Origin of the sequence: Nocardioides anomalus (assembly GCF_011046535.1) — a bacterium.
GTDB classification, from domain to species: Bacteria; Actinomycetota; Actinomycetes; order Propionibacteriales; family Nocardioidaceae; genus Nocardioides; species Nocardioides anomalus.
Genome location: NZ_CP049257.1, coordinates 4573787 through 4590954, shown reverse-complemented (window position 1 = coordinate 4590954; position 17168 = coordinate 4573787). Strand labels below are relative to the sequence as shown.

The window sequence follows — 17168 nt, the reverse complement described above, 5'->3', positions numbered from 1 at the left end:
TTGTGGATCAGTCGCTTTGTCGACAAAGCGATCTGACGACAATGGTCAGGGCCGCGCGGCCTTGCGGGCCGCGCGGGCGGCCTTCTCCTCGGCGTCGAGAACCGCGGCCTGCTCGAGCGTCGGCGCGCTGCCGCCGTACCGTGCCGGCAGCCACCAGCACCCCGGCGGCTGCTCGGCGGTCGGGTAGGCCCGGACCGCCTCGTCCAGCATCGACGACATCACCCGGTGCAGCTCGGCGGTCTCGGCCACCGGGTCGGCACCCGTCGGGTGCAGGGGCGCGCCGACCGAGATCGTGATGGTCTTGCCGCGGGAGAAGTCGCGCGGGTGGTCCTTGGTCATCATCCGCTGCGTGCCCCAGAGGATCACCGGCACGAGCGGTACGCCGGCCTCGGCCGCGATGCGCACGGTGCCGGTCTTGAAGTCCTTGAGCTCCAGCGCCCGCGAGATCGTCGCCTCCGGGAAGATGCCGACGGCCTCGCCGGCTCGCAGGAACTGCACGGCCGTGCGCATCGACGCCTCCCCCTCGGCCCGGTCGACCTCGATGTGGTGCAGCGAGCGCATGAGCGGGCCGGTCCAGCGGTGGTCGAAGAGCTCGCGCTTGGCCATGAAGCGCACCTTGCGCCCCGACGGGTTGGCCGCGAGCCCGCCGTAGACGAAGTCGACGTAGCCGATGTGGTTCACCGCCAGCAGCACGCCGCCCGAGCGCGGCACGTGGTCGGCACCGGTGATCGTGATGCGCTGGCCGAGCAGCCGGAAGCCGGCCTTGGCCGCCAGGATGATCGGCGGGTAGGTGACGTCGCGCATCAGCTGAGGTCACTGCTCGGGCCGTCGTACCCGCGAGGACCGAGCTCGCGGGCCGGGGCGTAGCTGTCGAACGTCGCGCGCAGCTCCAGCTCGGCCTCGACCACCCCGGCCAGCCGGCGCACGCCCTCGCGGATCCGCTCCGGGGTTGGGTAGCAGAAGGACAGCCGCATCGCGCTGGAGCCGAAGCCGTCGGCGTAGAACGCCGTGCCAGGGACATAGGCCACCCGGGCGGTGACCGCGCGCGGCAGCATGTTCTTGGCGTCCACTCCCGGCGGCAGGGTGAGCCAGACGTAGAACCCGCCGTCGGGCACGTTCCAGCGGCAGGAGGCCGGCATCTGGTCGGTCAGCGCGTCGACCATGGCGTCGCGCCGCTCGCGGTACATCTCGCGGAACTGCTTGATCTGGCCCTGCCAGTCGTGGTGCGAGAGGTACGCCGACACCGCCATCTGGGAGAACTGCGGCGGGCAGAGCGTGGCGGACTCCTGGGCCAGGACCAGCTTCTCGCGCACGGTGTGGGGCGCGAGCGCCCAGCCCACGCGGAACCCGGGGGCGAAGGTCTTGGAGAACGACCCGAGGTAGATGACGCCCTCGGCCGCGTCGGCCCGCAGCGCGCGCATCGGCTCGCCCTCGAAGCCGAGCAGACCGTAGGGGTTGTCCTCGAGGATCAGGATGTCCTCGCGATGGCAGATGTCGAGGATCTCCGGGCGCCGCGCCGCGGTGAGCGTCACGCCGGCCGGGTTGTGGAAGTTGGGGATGGTGTAGAGGAACTTGATCCGCTTGCCGGCCGCCTTGGTGGCCGCGATGGCCTGGCGCAGCGCCTCGGGGTTGAGCCCGTCGGCGTCCATCTCGGCGTGCACGACCTCGCACTGGTAGGCCTTGAAGACGCCCAGCGCGCCGACGTACGACGGCGCCTCGCAGATCACCACGTCGCCGGGGTCGCAGAAGACGCGGGTGACCAGGTCGACCGCCTGCTGCGAGCCGACCGTGACCACGACGTCGTCGGGGTGGGCCTCGATGCCCTCGAGGCGCATCACCTCGGTGATCTGCTCGCGCAGCTCCGGGACGCCCTGGCCCGAGCCGTACTGCATGGCGACCGGGCCCTGCTGGGCGACCAGGTCACTGATCGCGTGGCCCACCACGTCGAGCGGGAGCCCGGAGATGTTCGGCATGCCGCCGGCCAGCGAGACCACCTCGGGGCGCGAGGCGACGGCGAAGAGAGCGCGGATCTCGGAGGCCGTCATCCCGGCGGTGCGGGCGGCGTACCGGTCGACGTAGGGGTCGAGACGGGCCTGCGGGCGCGAGGGCGTGCTCTCCATGATCCCCCTAGTGTGCGGGATCGGGCCCGTCCTCGGCACGGCCCGCGCCCACGACTCGGTCACAGACGTACGCCGCGCGCCTACGCTGGGGACATGTCGCGCAAGGTCGTCCGGCTCACGGTGGACCACCTGGCCGAGCTCGAGGGACCGTGCCGCACCTGCCTGTTCTGGCAGCTCGACCCGGTCGCCCGCGACCGGGTCGGCGCGGAGGACGCGGCGGCCGAACGCGAGGCGTGGGTCTCGCAGGTGCTGCGCGACTGGGGGTCGTGCGGGCGCGTCGTGCTGGTCGACGACCGGCCGGTCGGCTACCTGATCTACGCGCCGGACAGCTACCTGCCCGGCGCGGGCGGGTTCGCGACCGCGCCGATCTCGCCGGACGCCGTGCTGCTCACCAACGTCTGGGTGCACCCCGACCACGCCGGCGGCGGGCTCGGCCGGATGCTCGTGCAGGGGATGGCGCGCGACCTGATCAAGCGCGGCGGCTTCAAGGCCGTCGAGGCCTTCGGCGACACCCGCGGGCCGGGCGCGCGGCGCAGCTGCGTGGTGCCCGCGGACTTCCTGGGGAGCGTGGGCTTCAAGACCCAGCGCGCGCACGGCGCGACCCCGCGGATGCGGATGGAGCTGCGCGCCGCCCTCTCGCTCAAGGACGAGGTCGAGGCCGCGCTCGAGCGGCTCGTGGGCGTCGTGCGACCGAAAGCGGCCCACCCCGCCGAAGGCAGGATGGGCCGCTCGGACCTGAACTAGACCAGCCGGGGGTCTCAGGCGTTGATGTAGTCGGAGAGCTCGTTGAGCAGTGCCGCCTTGGGGCGGGCACCGACGATGGACTTCACGACCTCGCCGCCCTGGTAGACGTTGATCGTCGGGATGCCGGTGACGCGGTACGACGAAGGGGTGACGGGGTTCTCGTCGACGTTCATCTTCAAGAAGGTGATCTTGTCGCCGTGCTGGCCCGCGATCTCGTCCAGGATCGGCGCGACCTGCTTGCACGGCCCGCACCACTCGGCCCAGAAGTCGACCAGCACCGGCTTGTCGGACTTGAGGACCTGGGTGTCGAACTCGGCGTCGGTCACGCTGTCGATGTTGCTCAAGGGAGTTCCTCTCGGTTGAGTTCAGCTTGAAGCCTGGCTCGCTGCACCCGGGATCGGCCCGGGTCACAGCAGTGAACACCACGCCGGGCGCGGGTGTTCCCACGCCACGCGTGGGGCCCGCGAGCCCGGAGGAGGCCGTCAGCCGGCTCAGGCGCCGGCGGTCTGTGCTTCCTCGACCACGACCTCGCCGGCCGCCATCGCGGCGTCCGGGTCGTCGGCGACCTCGGCGTCGGCCCGGTGCTGGGCCTCCCGTGCATCGCCGGTGTGCTCGAGCTCGGCCAGGTAGCGCTCCGCGTCCAGCGCGGCGGCGCAGCCGGTGCCGGCGGCGGTGATGGCCTGGCGGTACTGGTGGTCGACCAGGTCGCCGGCCGCGAAGACGCCGATCAGGTTGGTGCGGGTCGAGGGGTGCTCGACCACGACGTAGCCGTTGTCGTCGGTGTCGACCTGGCCGGTCAGCAGCTCCGAGCGCGGGTCGTGACCGATGGCGATGAACAGCCCGGTCGCGTCCAGCTGCCGGCGCTCACCGGTGACGGTGTCCTCCAGGGTCAGCGACTCCAGCCGGTCGGCACCGTTGATCTCGGCGACCGCGGAGTTCCACACGATCTCCAGCTTCGGGTCGTCGAAGGCACGCTCCTGCATGATCTTGGAGGCCCGCAGCTCGTCGCGGCGCACGATCAGCGACACCTTGGAGCCGAAGCGGGTCAGGAACGTCGCCTCCTCGATCGCGGAGTCGCCACCGCCGACCACGGCGATGTGCTGCTCGCGGAAGAAGAAGCCGTCACAGGTCGCACACCACGACACGCCGCGCCCGGACAGCTCGTCCTCGCGGGGCAGCCCGAGCTTGCGGTAGCCCGAGCCCATGGCCAGGATCACGGCCTTGGCGGTGTAGGTCTCCGTTGACGTCTTGACGACCTTGACGTCGCCGGTGAGGTCGACCTCGACCACGTCGTCGGGGACGAGCTCGGCGCCGAACCGCTCGGCCTGGGCGCGCATCTCGTCCATCAGGGCCGGACCCATGATGCCGTCGCGGAAGCCGGGGAAGTTCTCGACCTCGGTGGTGTTCATCAGCGCACCGCCGGCGGTCACCGAGCCCTCGAAGACCAAGGGCTGCAGGTTCGCTCGGGCGGCGTACACCGCAGAGGTGTAGCCGGTGGGGCCGGAGCCGATGATGATGACGTTGCGGGGCTCTGCCACGCTGAACCACTCCTGTTGTCGTCGGTCAAGACACAACCCACGATAGGTCAGGGAGATTCCCCCGTCAGGGCGCCGGCAGCTCCGCGCTGTCCAGCTCGGTCGCGGTCGCGCAGTCCAGGACGTCGGCGCGTTGGCTCGAGCCCTCCGGGGGTCGCAGCGCGAGCACCGCAGGGATGCCGTCGTAGTAGGCCGGGTAGAGGTCGCCGAGGCCGTACGCCGACGCGGGGGCGCTGGTCGCGCAGGGGAAGCCGGGCGTGCTCGGGCTGCGCCCCGGCAGCGCCTCCGCGCTGTCGAGACCCCGCTTGGGGAGCTGCTCGGTCACGTCGGTGGCCAGCGAGCCGGCGCTCAGCTCGAGCGGCGTGCGCGCGGCCTCGGGCGCCCCGGGCGCGACCCCCTGGCTCGGACTCGGCGAGGCGTTGCCCCCACCGCCGCCGCTGCCCGAGGCGTCGGCCGCCGAGTCGTCGGAGTCGTCGGTGCCGCGCTGGGAGGTGAGCGAGCTGCCGGCGTCGGAGCCGGCCGAGCTCGCGTCGTCGTCGTCCACGTGGATGACCTGGGCGACCGCGAACCCGCCGATGATGACGGCCGCGGCGCCGGCCAGCAGGGCCGCGGCGTTGCGGCGGCGCCGGCGCGCGGCCAGGTCGACGACCGGGGCGAGCTGGGCGTCCGGCCCGGCGGACGGGTCCTCCGCGGCCAGGCCGGCCAGCACCCGGTCCAGGCGGGCGGCGACGTCGTCGGGGACGGGCTCGTCGTGGCGTGCCTCGGCGAGCAGGCGGCGTACGCGCTGCTCCTGCTCGGGCGTGAGGTCGGGATCACTCACGGACGGGCACGCCTCCTCTCGAGGCTCGGACGGACTGGCTGTCTGGCTGGCTGGGCGGGGAGTCAGCCGGGATCGGGCGGGGCGCGCGGCGCCTCCGCAGATCGGACGGGGGACAGGTCGACGGGGTTCCCCGGCCCCGCGTGCTCCGCGTCACCACCGGCCCGCAGGTCGCCGAGCAGGGTGGCCAGTCGCGCGCGCCCGCGCGAGCACCGCGACTTCACGGTGCCCACTGCGCAGTCGAGCATCTCGGCCACCTCCGCGACCGGGTAGCCCTCCATGTCGACCAGGACCAGCGCGGCCCGCTGGTCCGCGGGCAGCTGCTCGAGCGCGGAGAGGACCAGCCGGCGCCGCTCCTGGACCACCGCAGCGTCGGCCGGGTCCGAGGTCTCGCTGGTCGCCGTGACCAGCGACCCCCGGTCGCCGAAGTCGTCGAGGTCCTCGGGCAGCGGCTCGGCGCGGCGCACCTTGGCCGCGCGGATCCGGTCCAGGCAGGCGTTCACGACGACCCGGTGCAGCCAGGTGGTCACCGCCGCGTCGCCGCGGAACGAGCCCGCCCGCCGGTACGCCGAGATCATGCCGTCCTGCAAGCCGTCCGCGGCGTCCTCGGGGTTGCCCATGGTCCGCAGCGCGACCGCCCACAGCCGGTCGCGGTGCCGGCGGAACAGCACCCCGAACGCATCCGGGTCGCCGTCGACGTGGGCCCGCAGCAGGTCGTGGTCGGTCGGCTCGGCCCCAGCCTGGGCGCTCATGCGACCTCCACGTAGGACATGGTCCCACGAAGGGGTGGTCCACCTGGGACTCAGCCCGAGACCACGGCCTCCGCGACGCCGCCCTTCCAGCCACCGCTGACCTGCGGCAGGGCGGTGAGCCAGACCGTGACGTAGCGACCGGTGCTCGCGCGGTCCAGGTCGACGGTGGCGGTGTCGGTGGCGGCCGTGAGCTGGCCGACGGGGCTGAGCCGCTCGACGTCGCCGGGTGCCGTGCCGGTGACGTAGACCGACAGCGTGGTCGGCGCGCCGACCAGGGTCAGCTGGACCCGGCGCACCGCGCGGGCCTCCCCGAGGTCGAGCACGAGGCCGACCCCGCGCTTGAGGCCCACCGGGCCGAGCTGCTGCTTGTAGGTGAGGGTCTGCCAGGACGTCGCGGGGTCGCCGTCCACCGCCAGGCCGGCCTCCTGGGGGTTCTCCTCGCGGTCCCCCTGGGGGTCGAAGTCGGCGGCGCTCAGCCCGGGGAACGGCGTGGGCTCGACGGTCGGCGTCGGGGTCGGCGTGGCCGAGGGCGTGGGGTCGGGTCCGTCGTCGGGATCGGCCCCCAGCGGGGTCTTGCCGCGGCTGAGGTTGACGGTGATGGCCACCGCGACGAGCAGGACCACGGCGACCGCGACGAGCATGGCCAGCCGCATCCAGTTGCGCCCGGGCACCTGCTCGCGGGTGTCGTCGTCGAGCAGTGCCGCCGGTCCCTCGCCGGTCGCGGCGCGGTCGAAGGGCCAGTACTCGTCCCCGCGTGAGACCACCGGCCCCTCGTCGGCCCGCGGGAAGCGCGGGCGCCGGGCCTCCGCGGCGAAGAGCGGGCGCTCCGGCGGCTCCTCGAACGGCGGCGGCGGGGCCGGAGGCGTCGAGCGCGCGCGCAGCCAGGAGACCTCGTCGCTCTCGTCGTCGAAGATCGGCAGCCCGGCCTCGGTGGGCTGCTCGGGCTCGGGCTCGGGTTCCGGCTCGGGTTCCGGCTCGGGCTCGGGCTCCGGCGCGACGAAGTCGTCGGGGTGCGGCCGGGCCAGGATCTCGGGCACCGCGGGCAGGACGACCGTCTCGTTCTTCTCGGGGTTGCCGGCCGCGATCGCCGGGCCGAGCCCGGCCGGGTCGCCCACGAAGTCGGACAGGAAGCTCTGCACGCCCCGCGCGCTGGCCAGGTCGCGCACGTCGCGGACCCGCTGGCCACGCGGGTTGAGCAGCTCGTCGCACAGGTCGTCGAGCGGTCGCGGTACGCCGGCCCGGACCTGCCGCGGCCGCAGCACCCGCCCGTGCGCCTCGGGCCCCCGGGGCACGTGCGACGGGGAGGCGCCGGCCCAGCGCCCGGTGAGCGTGGCGTACAGCAGTCCGGCCAGGTCGAGCACGTCGTGCTGCGGGTCACCGGGCGGCAGCCCGTGCAGGGCGGCGTCGACGCAGAAGCCGATGATCTTGACCGAGCCGGCCGTGTCGAGCAGGACGTTCTCGGGCGACAGCAGGCCGTGGGCGACGCCGTGGGCGTGCGCGGCCGCGATGGAGTCGGCGACCTCGGCCACCAGCCACGCCCCGCGGCGAGGGGAGAGCGGGCCGTTGCTGGCCAGCATGATGTCGAGCGAGGTGCCCGAGCCCCACTCGTTGACCACGAAGCAGTGGTCGCCGCGCCGCTCGACGTCGAGCACGCGCAGGATCCGCTGGTCGAGCACGGTGGCCGAGCGACGGGCGGCGTCCTGCAGCAGGCCGGCCCGCGGGTCGTCGGCGCCGATCACGTGCAGCGCGACGTGCCGCTCCAGGATCCGGTCGTGGGCACGCCAGAACCGGCCGCCCCCGCTCTCGCTCAGCAGGTCGACCAGACGGTACCGGTCGGCGAGCACGTCGCCGGCCCGGGTGGCGTACGGCACTGTCCCCTCGTCGTCGCTTGACGATGCTGTCCCCGAGAGCCCCACTGTATTCCGGCCCGGCGCCGGTCAGCCCCGTCCTCGGCGCAGGAGCGTGGTGACCACGTCGCGCACCTCGTCCAGGCGCAGCAGCCGGGCGGCGACGAGGAACAGCAGGACGTCGAGGGCGCCGACGCTGAGCAGGCGCACGGCGGCCACGACCAGCCCGGGGTCCTCGGCCAGCCCGTCGAGGACCCGCGCCACCGGGAAGGTCAGCGCCGTCGCCAGGCCGGTGGCCACGATCAGCCGACCGGCGAAGACCACCAGCCGCCGCGTGCGCAGCCCACCGAGCCGGCGGGCGAGCAGCGCGTAGGAGACCGCCGAGCCGACGAGGTACGCCGCGGCGTAGGCCACGACCAGGGCCGGCGCGGTGTGGTCGGCCGAGGTGAGGCCGACCAGGACGACGGCGGCCACGATGTTGGTGGCGGCCACCGCGCACTGCACGAAGAAGACCGTGCGGTTGAGCTCGAGGGAGTAGAAGCCGCGCAGCACCAGGTAGTGCACGGTGAAGAAGAGGATGCCGAGACCGAACAGCGACAGGGTCGGGCGGTAGGCCTCGACGCCGACGTCGGCCGCGGCGCCGTTGGCGAAGATGACCCGCGCCAGGTCGGGCGCCAGCACCGGCAGCAGCGCCACGAACGGGACGATGACCACGAGCGCGGTGCGCAGGGTCGTGGACAGCGAGCCGGCGAGCCCCGGGAGGTCGCCGTCGGCCGCGCGCGCCGAGAGCCGCGGCAGCACCGCGGTGGCCAGCGAGACCGTCACGATCGAGTGCGGCACCATCACCACGAGGAAGCTGTTGGCGTAGACCGTGGCGCCGGTGCCGCCGTCGACCGCACCGCCGGTGGCCAGGCGCTGCACGACGACGTAGGCCACCTGGTTGACGATCACGAACAGCACCGTCCACACGCCGAGGCGCAGGGTGTGGCCCAGCCCGGTGCCGCGCAGGTCGAAGCGCGGCCGGTAGCGGAAGCCGGCGCGGCGCAGGTAGGGCACCAGGATGAGCAGCTGCAGCGCGATGCCGAGCGTCGAGCCGACGCCGAGCAGCAGCTCCTGCCCGCCGGTGAAGCCGCCCTGCCGCTCGGCGCCCTCCGCGGGACCGTAGGCCAGGAGGTAGAGCAGGATCACCGCGACCGAGAGGACGTTGTTGGCGATCGGCGCCCACATCATCGGGCCGAACGAGCCGCGGGCGTTGAGGATCTGCCCCACCAGCACGAACATCCCGTAGAAGAAGACCTGCGGCAGGCAGTAGCGGGTGAAGGCGACGGCGGAGTCGTAGACCGCGCCCTCGTAGCCGTGGGTCACCACCCGCACGAGCAGGGGCGCGGCCACGACCAGCAGGACGGTCACCGCGAGCAGGAACAGCCCGGCCGCGGTGACCACGCGGCTGGTGTAGGCGTCGCCGCGGTCGGGGTCGTGGCGCAGCGCGCGGACCAGCTGCGGGACGAGCACGGCGTTGAAGACGCCGCCGGCCAGCAGGATGTAGAGCGCGTTGGGCAGGGTGTTGGACACCGTGAAGACGTCGGCGTGCGCGCCGGCGCCGAGCGCGGCCGAGAGCAGCACCGCCCGGATCAGCCCGCTGAAGCGCGAGACCGCCGTACCGGCCGCCATCACGGCGCTGCTGCTCAGCAGCGAGGACTCGGCCGCCTGCTTCGGGCTGTCCTCCGCACGCGCCCCGGTCACCGGCGACCGGCCCCGGCGGGCTCGGGCTCAGGGTCGCGCTCGGCCGCGGTGCCGTCCGGGGTGCTCGTGCTGCGCGGGGCGCGCCGGGCGTCGCGGATGCGGCGGTAGAGCCGCACGCCGATCGCGCCGAACAGCAGCGCGGCGCCGATGCCGATGAACAGCCAGATCACGTTGCTCACCTGCGCCGAGCGGATCTTCAGGTCGGTCCGGGCGCCGAGCGGGCTGCCGCGCTTGTCGGTGACCATGATCGAGACGTCGTGCACGCCGTTCTCGTCGGTGCGCGCGGTGAGCAGCACCGAGGCCCGCTTGCCGGCGCCGACGTCGACGACCTGCGGCCCGCGGATGCTCAGCCGGTCGTCGGAGTCGGCGTCCAGCGCGACGGTGACGGGCTGGTCGAGGCCGTTGACGACGGTGGCGTAGAACCGGCCGCTGTCGCTGGAGAGCGTGACCGCGGGGGGGTGCGCTCACCCGGACCCGGCCGAGCCGCTCCTCGATCCAGCGCCGGCTGCCGTCGGCCGAGGCGCGGTTGACGATGGGGCTGGTGCGCGCGGAGTAGGACACGGTGCCGAGCGCCTCGTCCGCGACGGTCCCGGCGACCACGTTGTTGAGCGTGAGCAGGTTCTGCAGCATCGAGCCGCTGCGGATCAGCGCGTCCGCGGCGTCGAAGCCCGGCTGGTCGAGCTCGGCCTCCTGCTGCCACCCGGGGTAGCGCAACGTGCTGCTGTCCACGGTCTGCGCCGCGTGGGTGGCGCTGATCTGGTCGACGCGGGTCAGGTCGAGCCAGGGCACGTCGAGGCCGCTGAAGTACGAGGAGGCGTCGGTCGGGTTCCAGTCGTGCGGGACGACCATGGTCAGCGGCTCGTCGCCACCGCGCAGGAAGCGCACCGCCGCCTCGGCCAGCAGCCGCTGGCGCATCGCGGTCGGCCCGGTCCGGGTGTCCGGGCCCGGCCCGCCGGCGGCCGCGCCGCTGGAGGCGACCAGGGCGCGGTGCCCGTCGACGACGGCCACGCCCGGCGCCGGACCGGGGAACATCGCGTCGGTCAGCAGGATCGTGGTGCCGGGCTCGGCCGCGGCGATCCCCTGCGCCGTCAGGTAGCCGCCGGGTGAGGCGTACGCCGGCGTGGTGGTGAGGTCGAGGCCGGGCAGCGCGTTCCCCGACCGGGCCACCGCCCGGCGCAGCAGCTGCGGGTCGTGGGCGGCCGCGCCCGCGACGTCCACGTCGCCGTACGGCAGCGTCAGCACCTGGTCCTCGGGGCGCACGGCACCGTCGAGGCGGGTCAGCCAGTCCTGGGCCGCGTCTGCCGCGGCCTGGACGACGGGGTCGAGGGCGTCGAGGTCGAGCGGGCTCTCGCCGCCCTCGTCGTCGGTCGCCGACGGCGTCGGGCTCGGCTCCGGCGTCGGGGTGGCGGTGGTCGTGGGGTCGCCGGCCCCGTCGGTCCCGTCGGCCCCGTCCGTCCCCTCGGTCGGGGTGTCCTCGCCGTCGGCCTCGCCGGCCTCCAGGTTGGGCGCGAGCGACCGGCCGGGGTTGCCGTCGGCCAGTCGGCGCACGGCGTCGATGAGTGCCGGGTCGACCAGCCACGTCACCTCCCGGTCGCCGGCGCTGGCCCCCAAGTCGACCAGGGAGCGCAGCCGGCCACCGTCGGACAGCGCGGTGGTCCAGCCGGCCAGGTCGTCGACCGAGCCGTCGTCGGCGTACACCAGCTGGCGGCGCAGCGGGATGACCACCGCCGTGGACAGCCGGCCCTCCCGCGCCTGCGGCACGAGCGGCAGGAAGGTGCGGGCCTTGCCGTCGGCCTCGGTGTCGCGGCCGTCGGCGTTCTCGCCGAGCGCGTGCACGCCGAACCAGTACACGCCCGGAGTGTCGGCCTGCAGCAGCCGGCGCGGGATGCTCAGGTCGTACTCCGCCGTCTGGCCCGGCGCGAGCTCCTCGATCTCGTCCTTGTGCTCGCCCTCGGTGATCCGCGGACCGACCACCTCGTCGGCCGGCGTGTGCGCGGCCGCGGCGAGCTGGGCCGACGACGTCATCGGCTCCTCGGAGATGAAGGCGTAGACGTTGATCATCCGCCAGGTCTCGTCGTCGTCGTTGGTGATGTGCCCGGACACCCGGATCCGGCCGCTCTCCTGGATCGTCGACGGCGTCAGCTGGTCGATGGTCACCGACAGCGGCTGGTCCACGGCCTTGGCCGTCGCCTGGGCCACCGCCTGCCGCTTGGCCCGCCGGGTGACCAGCCGTGGTCGCGCCGAGGCGGTCCGGGCCTCGGCCTGGCGCGCCGCCGGGTCGGCCGCGGGGCCGCTCACGGGGGGTGAGCCGGGGTCCGCCGCGCGGGCGTCGGCCGGTCCGGAGAGCAGGGCCGGCACCACGACGGGCACCGCCAGCGCCGCCAGGGCAGCGCGGAGCGGGAGCCGGCGGAGCATGCCCGACAGGGTAGACCTCGGGGCTGAGGGTCCCGACGTCCGTGATTCGGCGTTCGGCGCCCTAGAGTGGACCCCCGTGTCCGCGACCCCGCCTGCGCCCCGCACCGTGGTCGAGCTGCAGCAGAACGCGGTCACCGAGCTCGAGCGGATCGCGCCCGTCGTCGACGACCTCGGCGAGGTCTTCGCGGCGGCCGGCTTCGAGCTGGCCCTGGTCGGCGGACCGGTGCGCGACGCGATGCTCGGTCGTCCCCACCACGACCTCGACTTCACCACCTCGGCGCGGCCCGACGACACCGAGCGGCTGCTCAAGGGGTGGAGCGAGGCGACCTGGGACATGGGCCGCGAGTTCGGCACCATCGGCTGCCGCAAGGGGCCGTGGACGGTCGAGGTCACGACCTACCGCTCCGAGGCCTACGACCCGACCTCGCGCAAGCCGAGCGTCGACTTCGGCGACAGCCTCGACGGCGACCTCGGGCGCCGCGACTTCACCGTCAACGCGATGGCGGTGCGGCTGCCGGGCCGCGTGGTCGAGGACCCGTACGGCGGCGTGGTCGACCTCGCCCAGGGCCTGATCCGCACCCCCGGGACCCCGGAGAGCTCGTTCTCCGACGACCCGCTGCGGATGATGCGCGCGGCGCGGTTCGCCGCGCAGCTCGGCTTCGACGTCGCACCCGAGGTGGTCGCGGCGATGACCGCGATGGCCGGGCGGATCGAGATCATCTCGGCCGAGCGGGTCCGCGACGAGCTGGTCAAGCTGATCTGCGCGCCGTACCCCCGCCTCGGGCTGACCCTGCTCGTCGACACCGGGCTCGCGGCGCACGTCCTGCCCGAGCTGCCCGCGCTGCGCCTCGAGCGCGACGAGCACCACCGCCACAAGGACGTCTACGAGCACACCCTCACCGTGCTCGAGCAGGCCATCGACCAGGAGGACCGGCTCGGCGGGCGCCCGGACTTCGTGTCCCGCTTCGCCGCGCTGATGCACGACGTCGGCAAGCCCAGGACCCGCCGCTTCCTCGAGGACGGCTCGGTCACCTTCCACCACCACGACGTGGTCGGCGCCAAGACCACCCGCAAGCGGATGCAGGCACTGCGCTTCTCCAAGGACGAGATCGACGCCGTGGCCAAGCTCGTCGAGCTGCACCTGCGCTTCCACGGCTACGGCTCGGGTGAGTGGACCGACTCGGCCGTGCGCCGCTACGTGCGCGACGCCGGCGACCAGCTGGAGCGCCTGCACGTGCTCACCCGCGCCGACAGCACCACCCGCAACCGCCGCAAGGCCGAGCAGCTGCGCCGCACCTACGACGACCTCGAGGCCCGCATCGCCCGCCTGCAGGAGCAGGAGGAGCTCGACGCGATCCGCCCCGACCTGGACGGCAATCAGATCATGTCGCTGCTCGGCATCGGCCCCGGCCGCGAGGTCGGCGACGCCTACCGCTTCCTGCTCGAGCTCCGCCTCGACCGCGGTCCCCTGAGCGAGGAGGAGGCCGCGGCCGAGCTGCGGTCCTGGTGGGAGAGCCGGCGGGACTGACCCGCCGGACGGTGTATCAGGGGCAGGTCCCCGGCCCTCCCTGGTGACAGACGCCCGATCCGCGGGTGCGCACCCCGGGAGGGATCCATGGCCGACCACGTCGTCGCCACCGGCTTCACCGACATCACCGCGATGGTCTGCGTGGCGTCTCGCCACGTCGCCGTCGTCGCCGAGCGCTCCGGTCGGCTCACCCTGCTCGACCTGCTGCGACCCGACGACGAGGGGGTGTACGACGCCCGCGTGATCGGGACGGGCTGGTCGGCGCCGACCCACCTGGCCCTCGACGCGACCGGCAAGCAGCTCGTGGTCGCCGACGCCGACGGCCTGTGGCTCGCGCAGGTCGACCGCGCCGACCGTGCCCAGGCCGTGCCGTTCGTCGACGCCCCGGGGCTGGTCCGCTCCCTGGGCTTCGTGCAGTCGGGCCCGGGGCCGGCCTCCCTCGTGGTGCTCGACGGGGCGCCGGTGCCCCACCTGGACCGCTACGAGCTGGGTGCGGCGCCCGGCTCGGTGGTCCACCCGCTCGTGGCGGAGGCCACCGGTGCCTTCGCGGCCGCCGTCGCGGCCGACGGCAGCGCCGCCCAGCTGCTCGCCTCGGTCCCGGGCGGCTTCGCCGTCCGCTCGGTCGACCTGGGCACCGGCGTCGTCTCCGACCTGACCGGGTCGCCGCTGCCGACCGGCGGGCTGCTGACCCGGCTCTCGTCGACCTGGGCCGCCCTGGTCGACCCGTCCGGAGCGACGCGGCTCGTGGCCGACGGCGTCGTCCGGGCCGTGTCGGACCCTGCGGTGGCCGCGGCGACCGCGGTGACCGCGGCCGCCGCCGTCGACGGCGAGCGGCTCCTCGTCGCCGTCGGCGACCACGTGCTCGAGCGCGAGCTCCCGCTCGGCGTGACCGACCCGGTGCTGCTCACGGTCGAGCCCGGCGGGCTGTTCATCGGCGGCAACACCCCGGTCCGGGCCGACCCCACCGGCAGCGGCCTCGACTTCGAGGAGCTCGACCTCACCGTCGACGACGCGTCGCTCGGCGCCGTCTCCCCCTCGCGCGACGACACCTTCGACCCGGCCGACCCGCACCTGCTGCTCGTGGGTGGGTGGCGCACCGGCACCGGCGTGGTGACCGCGACCCACCGCCCCACGGGGGAGGTCGTGGGCCGCTGCCGCTTCGACGTCCTCGGGGTCTGGGCCGACGACGACGCCGGCCCGTCGTTCACGGTGACCGGCGCGCTCGACGCCCGGGTGCCCAGCTCGGCCTGGGGCGGGGGCGGCGGCGGGCCGCAGAACATCGACGTCTTCCCGGCCGCGCCGCCCCAGTGGCGCGTCGCGGTGGTGCTCATCGACACCACGACCCAGGGCTACCCCGGTGACGCCGCCGGGCTCGCGCCGATCCGCACGGAGTGGTCCGACGCCATGACCACCGGCGTCAGTGTGGGCGGCGTGAGCCAGTCGGTCCGGTCCTACTGGTCCGAGGTGAGCTACGGCCGCCTCGACATGTCGCTCGCCGGCGGCGACGTGCGCGGCCCGCTGCACGCGCCCGGCTCGTGGGACGACTACTTCGAGCTCGAGACGCAGGACGACCCCGCGAACCCGGGCACCACCCGTCCGCGGCGCTGGAACCCCAAGCCCGACACCTGGGCGTCGTTCGTCTCCGTGCTCGAGCAGGCCAACCAGGCCGAGACCTCCGCCAGCCCGCCCCGGCCGCCGGTCGTGGACCTGGCCGCCGTGGACGCGGTGGCGTTCGTGGTGCGCACCGTCAACGTGCCGGACCCCACGGTGTCACCCGCCACGGGCGTCAGCATCGGGCGCTACGTCTGGCCGCAGCAGCTCACGCCGTCGGTCACGCTCAGCACCGGCCAGCGCAACCTGCCGATCCTGATGATGCCGGAGAACTGGACGACGGTCCGACCGGGTCGGGTCCTGCACGCGACCCTGGCCCACGAGCTCGGACACACGCTCGGCCTGCCGGACCTCTACCTCTACGACTGGATGAACCAGGGCAACGCCCAGCGCACGATGGCCGACTGGGACCTGATGCACCGCGAGACCGCGCTGCCCCACCTCGGGCTGCCGCTGCGGATGGGGCTGGGCTGGGTCGAGCCGGCGCAGGTGAAGTCCTACGACTTCGCCGCGCTCGGTGGTGGCGCGCTGGTGGAGACGGTGACCATCGCCGCGCTCGAGAGCGCGACCCCGCCACCGGGCACGGTGCGCGGCGTCGAGGTGCGCATCGCCAACGGGCGCAACTACTACCTGGAGTACCGCAACCGGCAGGGCGCCTCGGTCGGTGACTCCGGGCTCCCCCTCGGCCAGGTCGTGGTGGGCACGGACGTCGTCTCGCCCCTGGGGGCGCAGAACTACGACAGCCGTCCGATGGTGCTGCGCCTCTACGACGACCCCGACGCCGTGAACGACACCGACGGCGTCCTCACCGAGGGCGCGTTCCTGACCGTGGGCAAGGACTACCGCGAGAAGGACTTCACCGAGGGCGCGCCCAAGGACTTCGCGGCCAAGGTCATCGCCACCCGCGCGGACAGCGCCGACGTGGAGATCCGCTACGACTCCGACGCCCGGCCCGAGCTGTCCATCCGCCCGTGGCCGAACGGCGAGAAGCTGTGGCAGAGCCCGGACATCGAGATCCGCAACGCCAAGAGCAACGTGGACGCGACGTTCCTCAACGTGCCCTGGGGCGGGAAGCCCAACCGCGTCGTGGCCAAGGTGCGCAACCACGGCACCCTGGACGCCCGGCAGGTGCGCGCGACGTTCTCGGTCAAGAACCTCACCACCAACGCCGCCGACCAGCCCCCGGTCACCGCCGAGCCGCTCGGGCTCTCGGCCGCCGTGGACATCGCCGCGGGCGCCGTCGGGGAGCTCGAGGTCGACTGGGTGGCGCCCACGGTCACTACTGCGTGACCGTCGACCTGCCCCTGTACGAGGAGCCGGGCCACCCCGACATCCACGAGAGCAGCGACCGGGACAACACCGCGCAGTCGAACTACGACCGGTTCTGGTCGGAGACGGCGTCGCCGGCCGCCCGCAAGCGGTTCCGGATCAAGCTGGAGAACCCGACCGACGCCACGGCCGTCATCTACGCCCGGGTGCGCCAGACCCTGCCGTACTACCGCACCTACCTCGACCACCGGTGGCTGCGGATCCCGGCCCGGCAGACCCGCGAGATCCAGGTGATGACCGAGTCGCTGGACGGCGACCCGGCGCACGCGACGTTCATCGACCGCCACCGCGAGCAGCTGTGGGGCGAGACCAACCTGCTCGAGATCTCCGGCCACGTGCAGGGCGTCTGCTCGACGTTCTGCACGGGCGGGGCGTCGGTGGAGACCCGGACCGCGCGCAAGGCGGTCATCGAGGACGTGCGCTTCTACCCCGAGCCGGGCGCGGCGGGCGTCGTGCGCCAGCCCGACGGCACACCGGCGACCGGCGGAGAGGTGCTGATGGTCTTCCGCCACGAGGACGAGCCGCTGACCGAGGAGCGCACGGCGACGGCCCAGGTGAACAGCAGCGGTGGCTTCTTCGTCTACGACCGCCGCCTGGAGCGCGGGATGGTCGCCGGGCTGCACTACCTCGGCGGGTGGGGCTACGCACCGTGCGACCTCGACGGGCTGCGGGCCGAGTGGGACTGAGCGGACAGCACGACGGCCCGACAGCACAGGCTGTCGGGCCG

At 73.9% G+C, this 17168-nt stretch carries 12 protein-coding genes and 1 pseudogene; 4 read left to right on the top strand and 9 right to left on the bottom strand.

Features of this window, described 5'->3' with window-relative positions:
• Positions 1-45: 45 nt before the first annotated feature.
• Together G5V58_RS22845 and G5V58_RS22840 are read right to left on the bottom strand one after the other, a co-directional pair.
• Complete coding sequence (locus G5V58_RS22845) at positions 46-804, bottom strand: lysophospholipid acyltransferase family protein (RefSeq protein ID WP_165237571.1); 759 nt, start codon at positions 802-804, stop codon at positions 46-48.
• Entirely contained in the window at positions 804-2120 is a 1317-nt protein-coding gene (locus tag G5V58_RS22840) for an aminotransferase-like domain-containing protein (protein WP_165237569.1), read from the bottom strand. Before G5V58_RS22840 ends, G5V58_RS22845 begins: the two co-directional genes overlap by 1 nt.
• 93 nt (positions 2121-2213) lie before the next feature.
• Here G5V58_RS22840 and G5V58_RS22835 point away from each other — a divergent pair, with 93 nt between their 5' ends.
• Positions 2214-2864 carry a GNAT family N-acetyltransferase gene (locus G5V58_RS22835; RefSeq protein WP_165237567.1) on the top strand — a complete coding sequence of 217 codons (651 nt, stop codon included), beginning with the start codon at positions 2214-2216 and terminating at the stop codon, positions 2862-2864.
• 14 nt (positions 2865-2878) lie between these two features.
• On the opposite strand, the gene trxA is transcribed toward G5V58_RS22835, so the two are convergent.
• The 7 genes and pseudogenes from trxA to G5V58_RS26780 all read right to left on the bottom strand — a co-directional run.
• On the bottom strand, positions 2879-3208 hold the full coding sequence (trxA, locus tag G5V58_RS22830) for a thioredoxin (RefSeq protein WP_329957543.1): 330 nt from the start codon (positions 3206-3208) through the stop codon (positions 2879-2881).
• Between the two features lie 147 nt (positions 3209-3355).
• Positions 3356-4402 (bottom strand): thioredoxin-disulfide reductase, encoded by a 1047-nt coding sequence (gene trxB, locus G5V58_RS22825; protein WP_165237565.1) that lies wholly within the window; start codon positions 4400-4402, stop codon positions 3356-3358.
• A gap of 64 nt (positions 4403-4466) precedes the next feature.
• The gene (locus G5V58_RS22820; RefSeq protein ID WP_165237563.1) at positions 4467-5219 is read right to left on the bottom strand and encodes a hypothetical protein; all 753 of its coding nucleotides are present in this window, start codon (positions 5217-5219) and stop codon (positions 4467-4469) included.
• Between the two features lie 62 nt (positions 5220-5281).
• Positions 5282-5968, bottom strand: a complete 687-nt coding sequence (sigM, locus tag G5V58_RS22815; protein ID WP_165237561.1) for an RNA polymerase sigma factor SigM — start codon at positions 5966-5968, stop codon at positions 5282-5284.
• Between the two features lie 50 nt (positions 5969-6018).
• On the bottom strand, positions 6019-7839 hold the full coding sequence (locus G5V58_RS22810) for a protein kinase family protein (protein WP_165237559.1): 1821 nt from the start codon (positions 7837-7839) through the stop codon (positions 6019-6021).
• Positions 7840-7905: 66 nt separating this feature from the next.
• Positions 7906-9558 (bottom strand): murein biosynthesis integral membrane protein MurJ, encoded by a 1653-nt coding sequence (gene murJ / locus G5V58_RS22805; protein WP_230486873.1) that lies wholly within the window; start codon positions 9556-9558, stop codon positions 7906-7908.
• Positions 9555-9950 (bottom strand): annotated as a pseudogene (locus tag G5V58_RS26780) (DUF6049 family protein); the annotation flags it as partial. The pseudogene G5V58_RS26780 and the gene murJ, both read right to left, overlap by 4 nt.
• Positions 9951-12049: 2099 nt before the next feature.
• Here G5V58_RS26780 and G5V58_RS22795 point away from each other — a divergent pair.
• The 3 genes from G5V58_RS22795 (at position 12050) to G5V58_RS22785 (ending at position 17127) form a co-directional block, all read left to right on the top strand.
• Positions 12050-13501, top strand: coding sequence for a CCA tRNA nucleotidyltransferase (locus G5V58_RS22795; RefSeq protein ID WP_407939645.1), 1452 nt, complete (start codon positions 12050-12052; stop codon positions 13499-13501).
• Positions 13502-13588: 87 nt separating this feature from the next.
• A complete protein-coding gene (locus G5V58_RS22790) occupies positions 13589-16402 on the top strand; it encodes a metallopeptidase domain-containing protein (protein ID WP_165237553.1) in 2814 nt (937 codons plus the stop codon).
• Positions 16399-17127, top strand: coding sequence for a hypothetical protein (locus G5V58_RS22785; RefSeq protein ID WP_165237551.1), 729 nt, complete (start codon positions 16399-16401; stop codon positions 17125-17127). The genes G5V58_RS22790 and G5V58_RS22785 overlap by 4 nt, the downstream gene beginning before the upstream one ends.
• Positions 17128-17168 lie beyond the last annotated feature (41 nt).